The sequence below is a fragment of the Pseudomonas sp. B16(2017) genome (assembly GCF_002113205.1).
Classification (GTDB): Bacteria; Pseudomonadota; Gammaproteobacteria; order Pseudomonadales; family Pseudomonadaceae; genus Aquipseudomonas; species Aquipseudomonas pharyngis.
The window spans coordinates 88,056-103,381 of record NZ_NEKA01000004.1; the positions used below are offsets into that span (position 1 = coordinate 88,056).

10 protein-coding genes and 1 tRNA gene are annotated in these 15,326 nt (G+C 62.5%); 8 read left to right on the forward strand and 3 right to left on the reverse strand.

The genetic code is table 11. The features are described 5' to 3' along the window. Positions 1-67: 67 nt before the first annotated feature. Positions 68-925 (reverse strand): SDR family oxidoreductase, encoded by an 858-nt coding sequence (locus CAG25_RS07970; RefSeq protein WP_085610275.1) that lies wholly within the window; start codon positions 923-925, stop codon positions 68-70. Between the two features lie 95 nt (positions 926-1,020). Beyond that, positions 1,021-2,169 carry a MalY/PatB family protein gene (locus CAG25_RS07975; protein ID WP_085610276.1) on the reverse strand — a complete coding sequence of 383 codons (1,149 nt, stop codon included), beginning with the start codon at positions 2,167-2,169 and terminating at the stop codon, positions 1,021-1,023. A 322-nt stretch (positions 2,170-2,491) separates the two neighbouring features. Here CAG25_RS07975 and fdnG point away from each other — a divergent pair, with 322 nt between their 5' ends. From fdnG to CAG25_RS08015, 7 genes are all read left to right on the forward strand, one after another. Further along, complete coding sequence (gene fdnG / locus CAG25_RS07985; RefSeq protein WP_143492827.1) at positions 2,492-5,557, forward strand: formate dehydrogenase-N subunit alpha; 3,066 nt, start codon at positions 2,492-2,494, stop codon at positions 5,555-5,557. 14 nt (positions 5,558-5,571) lie between these two features. After that, a complete protein-coding gene (fdxH, locus tag CAG25_RS07990; RefSeq protein WP_011334112.1) occupies positions 5,572-6,507 on the forward strand; it encodes a formate dehydrogenase subunit beta in 936 nt (311 codons plus the stop codon). Continuing rightward, positions 6,504-7,157, forward strand: a complete 654-nt coding sequence (locus CAG25_RS07995) for a formate dehydrogenase subunit gamma (protein WP_085610278.1) — start codon at positions 6,504-6,506, stop codon at positions 7,155-7,157. The genes fdxH and CAG25_RS07995 overlap by 4 nt, the downstream gene beginning before the upstream one ends. 3 nt (positions 7,158-7,160) lie before the next feature. Next, positions 7,161-8,087 carry a formate dehydrogenase accessory protein FdhE gene (gene fdhE / locus CAG25_RS08000; protein WP_085610279.1) on the forward strand — a complete coding sequence of 309 codons (927 nt, stop codon included), beginning with the start codon at positions 7,161-7,163 and terminating at the stop codon, positions 8,085-8,087. 47 nt (positions 8,088-8,134) lie between these two features. Further along, positions 8,135-9,544: an L-seryl-tRNA(Sec) selenium transferase gene (gene selA, locus CAG25_RS08005; protein WP_085610280.1), complete on the forward strand. Its 1,410-nt coding sequence runs from the start codon at positions 8,135-8,137 to the stop codon at positions 9,542-9,544. Then, positions 9,541-11,451 (forward strand): selenocysteine-specific translation elongation factor, encoded by a 1,911-nt coding sequence (gene selB, locus CAG25_RS08010; protein WP_085610281.1) that lies wholly within the window; start codon positions 9,541-9,543, stop codon positions 11,449-11,451. Before selA ends, selB begins: the two co-directional genes overlap by 4 nt. 6 nt (positions 11,452-11,457) lie before the next feature. Continuing rightward, positions 11,458-11,553 (forward strand) — tRNA-Sec (locus CAG25_RS08015). 9 nt (positions 11,554-11,562) lie between these two features. On the opposite strand, the gene CAG25_RS08020 is transcribed toward CAG25_RS08015, so the two are convergent. Continuing rightward, on the reverse strand, positions 11,563-12,858 hold the full coding sequence (locus CAG25_RS08020; protein ID WP_085610282.1) for an OprD family porin: 1,296 nt from the start codon (positions 12,856-12,858) through the stop codon (positions 11,563-11,565). A gap of 207 nt (positions 12,859-13,065) precedes the next feature. Between CAG25_RS08020 and CAG25_RS08025 the strand changes: the two genes are divergently transcribed. Then, entirely contained in the window at positions 13,066-15,261 is a 2,196-nt protein-coding gene (locus CAG25_RS08025; protein WP_085610283.1) for an OsmC domain/YcaO domain-containing protein, read from the forward strand. Positions 15,262-15,326: the final 65 nt, after the last annotated feature.

A 15,326-nucleotide genomic window follows, 5' to 3' on the forward strand; every position in this document is an offset into this window, starting at 1 on the left:
CCCGAGTGGGCCATGAAGGTATGGAGAGGTCGCCGTGTCCAGCGGTTCACTTTTTCTGGCAGGCGGTTCAGAGCATCGGTTTGCCGCCGGTCACGCCATAGCGCTGGCCGGTGATGTAGCTGGCTTCATCCGATGCCAGCAGCACGTAGATCGGCGCAACCTCCACTGGCTGGCCGGGACGCCCGAGTGGTGTTTGCTCGCCAAAGTGCTGCACTTCCTCATCGGGCATGGTCGAGACAATCAACGGCGTCCAGATCGGTCCCGGCGCCACGCAATTCACGCGGATTTCCCGCGGACCGAGCATCTGCGCCAGTCCACCGGTGAAATTGGCGATGGCGCCTTTGGTGGTGGCGTAGGCGAGCAGGGTGGGCTTGGGCATGTCCGAGTTGATCGAACTGGTGTTGATGATCGAGGCACCGGGGCCCATGTGTTTGATCGCAGCCTGGCACAGACGGAAAATCGCAGTGATGTTGACGTCGAAGGTCATCACCCATTCGTCGTCGGGAATCTCCTCGAAGGTTTCGTGGGTCATCTGGAAAGCCGCGTTGTTGACCAGCACGTCGATGCGGCCGAAGCGCTCAACGGTTTGGTCCACCAACGCCTGGCACTGGGCTTTCTGGGCAATGTCACCGGGCAGCAACAGGCACTGGCGACCGGCCTGTTCGACCCAGCGCGCGGTTTCCTTGGCGTCTTCGTGTTCATTTAAATAGGCGACCGCCACATCGGCACCTTCGCGGGCAAAGGCGATCGCCACCGCCCGACCGATGCCACTGTCGGCACCGGTGATCAAGGCAATCTTGCCGGCCAGCCGACCGGAGCCGGTGTAGCTCTGTTCGCCGCAATCAGGATACGGCTCCATCTTGCGCTGGGAGCCGGGAACCGGCTGCGCCTGTTTCGGGAACGGGGGTTTTGGATAGTCGGTCATCGTCAATCTCCGGGTCTCATGGCAAGTAGGCCGGTTGACCCGACCCGCTTGCGCTGAGTTCGATCGGATTGACGCTTGGATTTACCCTGACTTGATTACCGGGACTTGAGGGCTCGCTCCATCCGGGCAATGCCTTCTTCCAGCATCGAACGCGGGCAACCGAAGTTCAGGCGCACGAATTGCTGGCTGTGGTCGCCAAAGTCCAGACCCGGGCTGAGGCCGACACGAGCGTGGTCCAGGAAGAACTTCTGCGGGTCGTCCAGATCCAGCGCCGAGCAGTCGAGCCAGGCCAGGTACGTGCCTTGCGGCACATTGAGGGTCACCCCGGGCAAGCGGTTGCGCACCGCGTCCACCAGCCAGTCACGGTTGGCTTGCAGGTACTGTTTCAGCGCCTCAAGCCACGGACCGGCTTCGCTGTAGGCCACGCGGGTGGCTTCCATGCCCAGCGGGTTGACGCTGTCGACCATGCCGCAGCGGGCGTGGTTGACGCGTTCGCGCAGAGCCGCGTCCTGGATGATCATGAACGACGTCTTGAGGCCGGCGATGTTGTAGGCCTTGCTCGCCGACATCAGGGTGATGGTGCGACGGGATATTTCCGGGCTCAGGGATGCGGTCGGAATGTGCACGCGGCCGTCGTAGCACAGCTCGGCGTGGATCTCGTCGGAGATGATCCAGGCGTCCTGCGCCACGCAGATGTCCGCTACCGCTTGCAATTCTTCACGGCCAAAGACCTTGCCGATCGGGTTGTGCGGGTTACTCAGAAGCAGGGCGCCGCCACCGTTCAGGGATTCACGCAGTGCATCCAGCGGGGTGGCGTAGCTGCCGTCGGCCTGGGCGTTGAATTCCAGCTCGACCTTGTTCAGGCCCCAATGGCCCGGTGCATGACGCAACGGCGGGTAGTTCGGGGTTTGCACCACGACGTTCTGCTGCGGTTGCACCAGCGCCTTGAGCGCCATGTTGAAACCCGATTCCACGCCCGGCAGGAAGATCAGCTCTTGCGGTTTGACCCGCCAGGCGAACTTGTTCCAGAGGTCGGCGACGATGGCCTCGCGCAGGTTGTCCTGGGCCACGCTGTAGCCCACCAACGGGTGCAGCAGACGTTGTTGCAGCGCCTCGATGACCACCGGCGGGGCGGCGAAATCCATGTCAGCGACCCACATCGGCAACACGTCGGCCGGATAGCGGCTCCACTTGGTGCTGCCGGTGTCGTGGCGGTCGAATACCTGATCAAAATCGAAAGTCATGCGCGGTCTCTGAAGGCGGAGATGGGTCGTGCCCGCCATGATAAGCCCATGCCCTTGAAGGAGCACACAAAACCTGTGGGAGCGAGCTTGCTCGCGAATGCGTCTGGTCAGGCAGCATCAATGTTGAATGACACACCGCTTTTCGCGAGCAAGCTTGCTCCCACAGGGAGGTGATGCTCCGACAAACGGCCGACGGTCGGTTTTCACACAGGTCGCAGAGGCTTTGTCTACAGTGAAAAAGTCGGTACTCGTGTGCCGCAACCGTGATTGTCCAGAACAAGCCCGGCACCAGTACCGGGTTCCACCTGATCAGGAGTGCACGATGGATCTCAGCCGTCGTCAGTTCTTCAAGGTCGCCGGTATCGGCCTTGCAGGCTCTAGCCTGGGCGCGTTGGGCATGGCCCCGACGCAGGCCTTCGCCGAGCAGGTGCGCCACTTCAAGCTTGCCCACACCCATGAAACCCGCAACACCTGTCCGTATTGCTCGGTCGGTTGCGGTTTGATCATGTACAGCCAGGGCGACGCCGCGAAGAACGTTGCGCAAAACATCATCCATATCGAGGGCGACGCCGACCACCCGGTCAACCGCGGCACCCTGTGCCCCAAAGGCGCCGGCCTGCTGGATTTCATTCACAGCCCCGGCCGCTTGCAGTACCCGCAAGTGCGCAAGCCCGGCAGCAGCGAATGGACCCGGATCACCTGGGACGAAGCCCTCGACCGCGTCGCCGACCTGATGAAGGCCGACCGCGATGCCAATTTCGTCGAGCAGAACGCCCAGGGCCAAACGGTCAATCGCTGGCTGACCACCGGATTCCTCGCGGCGTCGGCGGCGTCCAACGAAGCGGGTTACATCACCCACAAGGTGGTGCGCAGTCTCGGCATGCTGGGGTTTGATAACCAGGCGCGTGTCTGACACGGCCCGACGGTGGCAAGTCTTGCCCCGACGTACGGCCGTGGAGCCATGACCAACACCTGGACCGATATCGCCAATGCGAATCTGATCCTGGTGATGGGCGGCAACGCAGCAGAAGCCCACCCTTGTGGCTTCAAATGGGTGACCGAAGCCAAGGCGCATAACGCCGCGCGGCTGATTGTGGTCGATCCGAGGTTTACCCGGACCGCATCCGTGGCCGATTACTACGCGCCGATTCGCACCGGCAGCGACATCGCGTTCATGGGCGGGCTGATTAATTACCTGCTGACCGAGGACAAGATCCAGCACGAATACGTGCGCAACTACACCGACGTATCGTTCATTGTCAGAGCCGGATTCGGCTTCGAGGACGGGCTGTTCACCGGTTACGACGCGGCTAAGCGCAGCTACACCGACAAATCCACCTGGGGTTACGAGCTGGGTGACGACGGCTTCGTCAGAGTCGATCCGACCCTGCAGGACCCGCGCTGCGTCTACCAATTGATGAAGCAGCATTACAGCCGCTACAACATCGACCTGGCGAGCCAGATCTGCGGCATGCCGGTCGATGCAATGAAAAAGATCTGGGAGGAAATCGCCACTTGCTCGGCACCGGGCAAGACCATGACGATTCTTTATGCACTGGGCTGGACCCAGCACTCGATCGGCTCGCAGATCATCCGCAGCGCAGCGATGGTGCAACTGTTGCTGGGTAACGTCGGCATGCCCGGCGGCGGGGTCAACGCCTTGCGCGGGCACTCGAACATTCAGGGCCTGACCGACCTTGGTCTGCTGTCCAACGCGCTGCCGGGTTACCTGACGTTGCCGACCGACGCCGAGCAGGATTACGCGGCCTTCATCCATAAACGCACGCAAGTCCCGCTGCGGCCGGGGCAATTGTCCTACTGGCAGAACTACAGCAAATTCCACGTCAGCCTGATGAAAGCCTGGTACGGCGCCAATGCCACCGCCGAGAATCAGTGGGCCTACCACTACCTGCCGAAACTCGACATCCCCAACTACGACATCCTCAAGGTGTTCGACCTGATGGGGCAGGGCAAGGTCAACGGCTACATGTGCCAGGGCTTCAACCCGATCGCCGCGTTGCCGGACAAGAACCGAGTGATGGCGGCGCTGGCCAAACTGAAATGGCTGGTGGTGATGGACCCGCTGGCCACCGAAACCTCGCAGTTCTGGGAACACGTCGGGCCGTTCAACGATGTGAAGAGCGCCGATATCCAGACCGAAGTCATCCGCCTGCCAACGACGTGCTTTGCCGAAGAGGACGGCTCGCTGGTCAACAGCAGCCGCTGGCTGCAATGGCACTGGAAAGGTGCCGACGGCCCCGGCGAGGCGCGTACCGACGTGCAAATCATGAGTGCGCTGTTCCTGCGTCTGCGTGAGCGATATCAGGCGGAGGGCGGCAAATTCGCCGACCCGCTGTTGAAACTGTCGTGGCCGTACAAGATCGCCGAAGAACCCTCGCCGGAAGAGATCGCCAAAGAGGTCAACGGCTACGCCACCACCGATTTCACCGACGCCACGGGTGCGGCGATCAAGGGCAATTCGCAACTGGCCGGGTTCGCCCAGCTCAAGGATGACGGCAGCACCGCGTCCGGCTGCTGGATTTTCTGCGGCAGCTGGACCGAAGCCGGCAACCAGATGGCCCGCCGCGACAACAACGACCCTTACGGCATGCATCAGCATCAAGGCTGGGCGTGGGCCTGGCCGGCCAACCGGCGGATTCTGTACAACCGGGCCTCGGCAGATGTCGCCGGCAAACCGTGGGATCCGAAAAAACGCCTGGTCTGGTGGAACGGCAAAGCCTGGAGCGGCACCGATGTTCCGGACTACAAGGCCGACGTGCCGCCGGAAGCCGGGATGAACCCGTTCATCATGAACCCCGAAGGCGTGGCGCGGTTCTTCGCCGTCGACAAGATGAACGAAGGGCCATTCCCCGAGCACTACGAGCCGTTCGAAACGCCGATCGGCATCAACCCGCTGCACCCGGACAACAAGAAAGCCACCAGCAACCCGGCGGCACGGATCTTCGATTCGGTGTGGGACAGCCTCGGCGTGGCCAAGGATTACCCGTACGCCGCCACCAGCTACCGGTTGACCGAGCACTTCCACTTCTGGAGCAAGCACTGCAAGTTGAACGCGATTGCCCAACCCGAGCAGTTCGTGGAAATCGGCGAAGTGCTGGCCAAGGAAAAGGGCATCGCTGCCGGCGACCGGGTGCGGGTCAGCAGCAAGCGCGGGTTCATTGAAGCGGTGGCGGTGGTGACCAAAAGGATCCGGCCGTTGCAGGTCAACAACCAGGTGGTGCACCAGATCGGCATTCCGCTGCACTGGGGCTTCACCGGCCTGACACGCCACGGTTACCTGACCAACACCCTGGTGCCGTTTCTCGGCGATGGCAATACACAGACCCCGGAATCCAAGTCATTCCTGGTCAACGTGGAGAAGCTCTGATGGAGAATCTTTAGATGGCCAGCCAAGACATCATTGCCCGCTCGGCCACCACCACGCCGGCGCCTTCGATACGCGGCCAGGAACAGGTGGCCAAGCTGATCGACACCACCAAATGCATCGGCTGCAAGGCCTGTCAGGTCGCGTGCTCGGAATGGAACGAGCTGCGCGACGAGGTCGGCCACAACCACGGCACCTACGACAACCCGCAGGATTTGAGCGCCGATTCATGGACGCTGATGCGCTTCACCGAGCATGAAACCGACGCCGGTAACCTCGAGTGGCTGATCCGCAAGGACGGCTGCATGCACTGCGCCGAACCCGGTTGCCTGGCAGCGTGCCCCAGCCCCGGCGCGATCATCAAGCACGCCAACGGCATCGTCGATTTCGATCAGGACCACTGCATCGGCTGCGGTTATTGCATCACCGGTTGCCCGTTCAACATCCCGCGCATTTCGCAGAAGGATCACAAGGCCTACAAATGCACGCTGTGTTCGGACCGTGTGGCGGTGGGGCTGGAGCCGGCCTGCGTGAAAACCTGCCCGACCGGGGCCATCGTGTTCGGCACCAAGGACGACATGAAGACCCATGCCGCCGAGCGCATCGTCGACCTGAAAAGCCGTGGCTTCGACAACGCCGGCCTGTATGACCCGCAAGGCGTCGGCGGCACCCACGTCATGTACGTGCTGCACCACGCCGACACCCCGAAAATCTACGCCGGCCTGCCGGACAACCCCGAGATCAGTCCGCTGGTGGGTTTGTGGAAAGGCATCAGCAAGCCGTTGGGTCTGCTGGCCATGGGCGCGGCGGTGCTGGCCGGGTTCTTCCATTACGTGCGGATCGGCCCGAACCGGGTCGAGGAAGATGAACATCCCGATCCGCCCGACACCTCGGTGCACGTCGTCGATCCGGCGGTGCACACCTTCGACCCACGCGGGGAGGGCCGGCCATGAGCAACAAGACGATCCTGCGCTACACCGCCAACCAGCGCACCAATCACTGGCTGGTGGCGATTCTGTTCTTCATGGCCGGGCTGTCGGGGCTCGCGCTGTTTCATCCGTCGATGTTCTGGCTGACAAACCTGTTCGGCGGCGGGCCGTGGACGCGAATCCTGCACCCCTTCATGGGCGTGCTGATGTTCGTGTTCTTCCTGGGCCTGGTGTTTCGCTTCTGGCGCTCGAACTTCTTCATCGACAACGACTGGAAATGGCTGCGGCGCATCGACCGGGTGCTGGTCAACGACGAGGAGACCGTACCGGCGGTGGGCAAGTACAACGCCGGGCAAAAGCTGCTGTTCTGGACTTTACTGCTGTGCATGCTCGGATTGCTGTTCACCGGGCTGGTGATCTGGCGCGCGTATTTCAGTCACTACTTCGGTATCACCACGATCCGCTGGGCGATGTTGCTGCACGCTCTGGCGGGGTTTGTGCTGATCCTGAGCATCATCGTTCACATCTATGCCGGGATCTGGATCAAGGGCTCGGTGGACGCAATGATGCACGGCTGGGTCAGCCGCGCCTGGGCCAGGAAACACCATGCACTCTGGTATCGCGAGGTGGAAAGCCAGGATCCGCCAGAGCGACCGGTCACGAAAAAGGGCTGACAGTTGCCAACCATCCTTGAACCCGGAGAAATCGAAGCGGCGGCCAGTTCGCCGCCGTTTCTGCATTTGCCGCCACCCAACCTGTTCATGCTGCGAGCCCAGCGTCTGGAACGTTTGGCCGAAGGACATCCGCTGGCCGATTACCTGCATTTGATCGCCGGTTTGTGCCGTGTCCAACAGCAAATCCTCGATGATCCGCCCTCGACCGCGCCGCTTGATGAACAGCGGCTGGAAGTCTGCCGGCAACACGGCATGCCACCGTTCGCCGCCGACACCCTGATTCGCGAGAACACCTGGCAGTTGTATCTCGAGGCTTTGCTCCAGCGTTATGTCGCCCCCGAGCAACCGGCCGTGATCGAGGCCGTGACCATGCTGCGCATCGCCAGCCCCGGCCAGTTGCGCGCCTGGGCCGTGGCGCTGGTCAGCGGCCAGTATTCGCTGGTGCCGGCGGCGCTGGTGCCGTTTCTCGGGGCGGCGCTGCAAGCGGCGTGGAGTCACTGGCTGCTCAGCGCACCGAACCTGCAACTGACACCCGGCGACAGCCTCAGCCAGTGCCCGGCCTGTGGCTCGCCGGCCATGGCCGGGGTGATCCGCCATCGCGGCAAGCACAACGGCCTGCGGTATCTGGTGTGTTCGCTGTGCGCCTGCGAATGGCATGTGGTGCGGGTCAAGTGCGTGTATTGCGAACAGAGCAAAGGCTTGGAATACCTGAGCCTCGAGGATGACCGTCACGCCGCCAATCAGGCGCCGCTGCGCGCCGAAGTCTGTCCGGGCTGCAACAGCTATCTGAAGTTGCTGTATCTGGAAAACGACGGCGAAGGCGAGGCACTGTCGGCGGATCTGGGCAGTCTGTTGCTCGACATGCGCCTGGCTCAGGACGGCTATCAGCGGCTGGCGCCGAATCTGCTGTTGGCGCCAGGAGATGAATGAGGCAAGGGTCTACACTCAGGCGCATCGGCTTTTTTCCGGAGTGCCTGATGTCCGTCAGTGTCTGTGCCTTGCGTTTGCCTTCCCTCGACAGCCTGTTACGCCACCCCGCGTGCCAGCCCTTGGCCGAGCGTTACGGACGCGAGGCCCTGGTGACGGGGTTTCGCCAGTTACTGGATGACTTGCGCGAAGCGGTGGTGGCGGGGCAACTGACCGCCGTTGAAATCAGCCCTGAAGCGCTGGCCGGAAGGGTTGCCGAGCGTCTGGCCCTGAAGCAGCGCAGCCGGGTGCGCCGGGTGTTCAACCTGACCGGGACCGTGCTGCACACCAACCTCGGCCGGGCCTTGTTGCCCGAAGAAGCCATCGATGCTGTGCAACTTGCGGCGCGCTATCCCCTGAATCTGGAATTCGATCTGGCCAGCGGCAAGCGCGGTGACCGCGACGACCTGATCGAAGGCCTGATCCGCGAACTGACCGGCGCCGAAGCCGTAACCGTGGTCAACAACAATGCCGCCGCCGTGCTGCTGGCCCTCAACAGCCTCGGCGCACGCAAGGAAGGCGTCATTTCCCGTGGCGAGTTGATCGAGATCGGCGGTGCGTTCCGCATCCCCGACATCATGAGCCGCGCCGGCGTGCGCCTGCACGAGGTCGGCACCACCAACCGCACCCATGCCCGCGACTACGAAGCGGCGATCGGCCCACGCAGCGGCCTGATCATGCGCGTGCACGCGAGCAACTACAGCATCGAAGGCTTCACCGCCCGGGTGCCTACCTCCGAACTGGCGGCGTTGGCCCATCGACATGACTTGCCGCTGCTCGAAGACCTCGGCAGCGGCAGTCTGCTGGACCTGACCCGCTGGGGCCTGCCGGCGGAACCGACGGTGCGCCAAGCGCTGCTCGATGGCGCCGACATCGTCACCTTCAGCGGAGATAAATTACTCGGCGGGCCGCAGGCGGGGGTGATCGTCGGGCGCAAGGACTTGATCGCGAAGATCAAGAAGAACCCGCTGAAACGCGCGTTGCGGGTCGACAAACTGACCCTGGCCGCACTCGAAGCAGTACTCGGGCTCTATCGCGACCCGGATCGGCTGGCCGAGCGCTTGCCGAGCCTGCGCCTGCTGACCCGCCCGCAAGCCGAGATTCTGGCCCAGGCCGCACGCTTGCAACCGGCCTTGTCCCAACTGCTGGGCGAGGGCTGGACCGTCACGGCGCAACCCGCTTTGGGCATGATCGGCAGCGGCAGCCAACCGGTGGCGCGCCTGCCAAGCGCGGCGCTGTGCCTGCGCCCGCAGGTATCGAAACGCCTGCGCGGACGTTACCTGCTGAATCTGGAAGCCGCGTTGCGCGCCTTGCCGATCCCGGTGCTCGGGCGCATCGATGACGACGCGTTGTGGCTGGATCTGCGGCAACTCGACGATGAACCGGCGTGGCAGGCACAACTCGGGCAGTTGCAAACGTGATCGTCGGCACGGCGGGGCACATCGACCACGGCAAGACGTCACTGCTCCAGGCACTGACCGGGCAATCCGGCGACCGCCGCCCGCAGGAACGCGAGCGCGAGTTAACCATCGACCTCGGTTATCTGTACGCCGAACTGGTGCCCGGCACCGGGCTCACCGGTTTCATCGACGTGCCTGGTCACGAGAAATTCACCCACAACATGCTCGCCGGCGCGCAGGGCATCGATCTGGTGTTGCTGGTGGTGGCGGCGGATGACGGCGTGATGCCGCAGACCCGCGAGCATCTGGCGATTGTCGAGCTGCTGGGCATTCCACGGGCGCTGGTGGCGATCACCAAGTGTGATCGGGTTGAGGCGGGCCGGGTGGAAGAGGTTCGCCGACAGGTTGAAAGCCTGCTGACGCCCGGGCCCTATGCCGAAGCACCGTTACTGACGGTTTCCAGCGTGACGGGCGAGGGCGTCGACGCGCTACGCGAGGCGTTGCTAGGAATAGCAGGCGAGGAGCGCAGTCATAAAGGCGGCTTTCGCCTGGCCATCGACCGGGCGTTCAGTGTCGCCGGCGCCGGTATTGTGGTGACGGGGACGGCGCTTTCGGGCTCGGTCGTCGTGGGTGACAAGCTCAGCCTCGGCCCGGCGGGCAAAACCGTGCGGGTCAGGGGCCTGCACGCGCAGAATCAGGCCGCCGAACAAGCCTTCGCCGGCCAGCGCGTGGCCCTGAATATCAGCGCGGATCGCCTGGAACTCGGGCAGATCCATCGCGGCCAATGGTTGCTCGCCGAATGGCTGCACGCACCGACCCAGCGGCTGGACATCGAATTCCGGCTGTTACCGAGCGAGCGGGTTTTCGAGCACTTCCAGCCAGTGCACCTGCATCTGGGCACGCAAGATGTGATCGCCCGAATCGCCTTGCTGGAGGGACCGAGTCTGGCACCTGGCGAGCGCATGTTTGCGCAACTGCTGACGAACGTCCCGGTGCACGGCGTCCACGGTGATCCCTTGATCCTGCGTGACGCCAGCGCCCAGCGAACGCTCGGCGGTGGGCGCGTGCTCGATCCCTTCGCCCCGGCCCGCCAACGGCGCAGTCCGGAACGGCTGGCACAACTGCGGGCACTGGCGATCAGCTCCGAACTGGAACAGGCCTTGCCTACGTTGCTGGAATACAGCGCAAGCGGCCTCGACCCGCAACGCCTGGAGCGACAGTTCAATCGCCCGCGTGACGGCTGGACGCTGCCGGACAACGTCCGCCTGATCGAAACCCGTCAGGGCCCGGTGCTGTTCAATGCGCAGCGCTGGGGCATGCTCAAGTTCAGGCTGCTGGAGCAACTGGCGCGTTTTCATGAGCTGGAGCCCGATCAGATGGGTCCGGACCGCGACCGTCTGCGGCGTTTCAGCAGTTTGAGCCTCGAACGCGCGAGCTTCATCAGCCTGCTGGAAGAGTTGCTCGGCGCCGGCTCACTGGTCGCCAGCGGCCCGTGGCTGCATTTGCCCGACCATCAGGTGCGCCTGAGCGCCGACGACGAAACCCTGTGGCAGGCGTTGCAGCCGTTGTTTGAACAGGCCGGCTTCGATCCACCGTGGGTACGTGACGTGGCGAAAGTCGTCGGTCAGGACGACGCAATCGTGCGTTTGCTGCTGCGCAAACTGGCGCGCCTTGGCGTGATGCATCAAGTGGTGCGCGACCTGTTTGTCACCGACATCACCCTGCGGCAAATGGTGGCGGTGCTGTTGCGCCTGGCCGAAGAAAATCCGCAGATCGAAGTCACGGCCTTCCGCGATGCGCTAGGCTTGGGACGCAAGCGCAGTATTCAGATCCTCGAATACTTCGATCGGCTGGGCCTGACCCGGCGCGTCGGCGAAGGCCGGCAAATCCGCTGCGACAGTGCGCTGGCCAACCCCGGCGCGGACTGAGTTCAAGGAAGGCAATCGCGCCCGGTGGCGCGGCCGGGCTTCAAACCCGGTTGGGGACGGCATCCGTTCCCGGGCAGGTTCGACTCCGGCTGCCTTCCGCCATTTCTCCCCTCAAAACCCCAGTGGGTACTGGATCACCACGTAGATCCGGTCAATGTCGTCGCCCGCCTGAGCGCTGTTGGCCCGGTGCGACACGTGGGACAGCTGCACCGACAGATCCTTGGCCGCGCCGGACTGGACGATGTAACGCAGATCGATGTCGCGTTCCCAGTGTTTGCCGCCGTCCCCTTGCTGAGGCTGATATTCACCGGAATCCGCGTCGAACGGGTTATAGGCGCCGCCCTTGGGCGCGTGGGTGCCGTCGATGTGGCTGCCGGAAACGTAGCGGGTCATGAAATTCAGCCCCGGAATGCCGAAGGCGCCGAGATCGAGGTCGTAACGCGCTTGCCAGGAGCGCTCGTGGGCACCGTTGAAGTCGGCGTATTTGATCGAGTTGGCCAGGTAGATCGAGTCGCCACCAACGAAATCGAAGGGCGTGTCGCCATTGATGCGTTGCCAGCCGAGCATGACCGCGTGGGCGCCAACGGTGTATTTGCCCGAAAGGCTGAACGCGGTGTTGTCGATGTCGCCGGCTAATGCCTGCCCGGTGTCGCGGGTGTGGTAGACGTTGGCGTCGAGCAACAGACCGGACTGCTTGAAATGCAGGTTGGCGTAGTACTGGCGCCAGGTGTCGCTCAGATCGGACGCATACAGCGCGCCGCCCACCGGGCTGTCGCTGAATAGGTCGGTGCCGACAAAACTGATGCTTTCGCCTCGGGTGCTGGCGCCATAGCCCTGAAAGTCGCCTTTGCCGGAAGAGCTGTCCTGGTTCTTGAACGCCGTGAAGCGCCCGGCCACAACGCGTGCGTTTTCGATCTCGTGGCTGTCGAGCAGCAACCCCGTGGCGTATTCCGGTTGCAAGCGTTTGTCCGAGGTATCGAACACCGGCGTTTCCACGGTCATTTCACCGAAGGCAAGGGTGGTTTTCGAAGTCTTCAACTTCAGCGCTCCGCCGGCGCTGGAATACTCGCTTTCGCTACGACCGTCGCTGTCCACCGGCAACAACCCGGTGCCGGAGTGCCCCTTGCCGCCATCGAGTTTCAGCCCATAAAAGGCGTGGGCATCGAGACCAACCCCGACGGTTCCTTCAGTGAAACCGGATGCGAAAGTGCCGATAAACCCTTGAGCCCATTCCTGTTTGTAGTTTTTTCCGGCAGGCGAGGGCGAGCGGTAATCGTTGCTCAAGTAGAAATTGCGACTGAGCACTTCGGTCTTGGCGTCGTCGAGAAATCCGCTGGCGCACGCGGTGTCGGCGAGCCCGCCAATCATTAAGGCGAGCGCGAGGCGCGGCTTGGATAAAACCATCATGTGTCAGCAACCAGGATTGGCGGAAGGTGACGCCATGGTCACGCGGATCGGCTGCCGGCGATTGAGCGCATGTGCTGAGTTGAATGTGTGAACAAGCGTCATGTTCCGCCGGCCGGCTCAGGATTGATTGCTCAAAGCACAAGACTTCACGCTCAAAAGCCGGATAATGGCGGCCAATTTGTTTAGCTCGCTATTCTGGTAACCCGCATGGAAATCAAGGTCAATTTTCTCGACAACCTCCGACTCGAAGCCAAGTTCGATGACTTCACGGTGGTGGCCGACCAACCGATCCGTTACAAGGGCGATGGCTCTGCACCGGGTCCGTTCGACTATTTCCTGGCGTCGTCGGCCTTGTGCGCGGCTTACTTCGTAAAGTTGTACTGCAACACCCGCAACATCCCGACCGAAAACATTCGTCTGTCGCAGAACAACATCGTCGATCCGGAAAACCGCTACAACCAGATCTTCAAGATCCAGGTCGAGCTGCCGGCAGACATCTCGGAGAAGGATCGCCAGGGCATCCTGCGCTCCATCGACCGCTGCACGGTGAAGAAGGTGGTACAGGCCGGGCCGGAGTTCGTGATCGAGGAAGTCGAGAACCTCGACGCCGATGCCCAGGCCCTGCTGATGCCAGCGTCCACTTCAGGCGCGGGCACCTGCATTGCCGGCAAGGACCTGCCGCTGGAACAGACCATCGCCAATATGTCGGGGATTCTGGCCGACCTGGGCATGAAGATCGAAATCGCTTCGTGGCGCAACATCGTGCCCAACGTCTGGTCGCTGCACATCCGCGATGCGCAGTCGCCGATGTGCTTCACCAACGGCAAGGGCGCGACCAAAGAGAGCGCGCTGGCCTCGGCGCTGGGCGAGTTCATCGAGCGGCTCAACTGCAACTTCTTCTACAACGATCAGTTCTGGGGCGAAGACATCGCCAATGCCGAGTTCGTGCATTACCCGGACGAGCGCTGGTTCAAGCCCGGCGCCAAGGATGAGTTGCCTGCGGAAATCCTCGACGACTATTGCCTGGGCATCTACAACCGCGACGGCGAACTGCGCGGCTCGCACCTGTACGACACCAACTCCGGCAACATCCAGCGCGGCATCTGCTCGTTGCCGTTTGTGCGTCAGTCTGACGGCGAAGTGGTGTACTTCCCCTCCAACCTGATCGAAAACCTGTTTCTCAGCAACGGCATGAGCGCCGGCAACACCCTGGCTGAAGCGCAGGTGCAGTGCCTGTCGGAAATTTTCGAACGGGCGGTCAAGCGCGAAATCCTTGAGGGCGAAATGGCCCTGCCGGATGTACCGCAAGAGGTGCTGGCGAAATACCCGGGCATCCTCGCTGGCATCCAGGCGCTGGAAGAGCAGGGCTTCCCGGTGCTGGTCAAGGACGCGTCGCTGGGCGGTGAGTTCCCGGTGATGTGCGTGACGCTGATGAACCCGCGTACCGGCGGCGTATTCGCCTCGTTCGGCGCGCACCCGAGCTTTGAAGTGGCGCTGGAGCGCAGCCTCACCGAGTTGCTGCAGGGCCGCAGCTTCGAAGGTCTCAACGATCTGCCACAGCCGACCTTCTCGGGCCAGGCCGTGACTGAGCCGAACAACTTTGTGGAGCACTTCATCGATTCCAGCGGCGTAGTGTCGTGGCGTTTCTTCAGCGCCAAGGCCGACTTCGAATTCGTCGAGTGGGACTTCTCCGGCAACGGCGAAAACTCCAACGCCGAAGAGGCCGCAACGCTGTTCGGTATCCTCGAAGACATGGGCAAGGAAGTCTACATGGCGGTCTACGAGCACATCGGCGCCAAGGCTTGCCGTATTCTGGTGCCGGATTATTCGGAGATCTATCCGGTAGAAGACCTGATCTGGGACAACACCAACAAAGCGCTGCAATTCCGGGCCGACATCCTCAACCTGCACAACCTCAGCAAAGTCGGCCTGCGCAACCTCGCCAAAGGTCTGGAACACAGCGAGCTGGACGATTACACCGACATCACCACGCTGATCGGCATTGAGTTCGACGACAACACGCCATGGGGCAAGTTGACCATTCTCGAACTGCGCCTGCTGATCTACCTCGCCTTGCAGAAGTACGAGCAGGCCAAGGATTTGGTCGAAGCCTTCCAGCAATACAACGACAACACCGTCGAGCGCGGCTTGTTCTATCAAGCGGTCAACGTCGTGCTGGAAATGGAGCTGGATGAGGATCTGCAGCTGGAAGACTACGAAGCCAACTTCCGCCGCATGTTCGGCGACGAGCGCATGGATGCGGCGATCGGCTCGGTCAACGGCACTGTGCGCTTCTACGGCCTGACGCCGACCAGCATGAAGCTGGAAGGGCTGGATCGGCATCTGCGCCTGATCGAGAGCTACAAGAAACTGCACGCAGCGCGGGCCAACTTCGCGGGTTGATTCGGTTGGCGGCACGCACAAAAAAAGCACCTTCGAGTGCTTTTTTTGTGGTCGGCAAATGATGG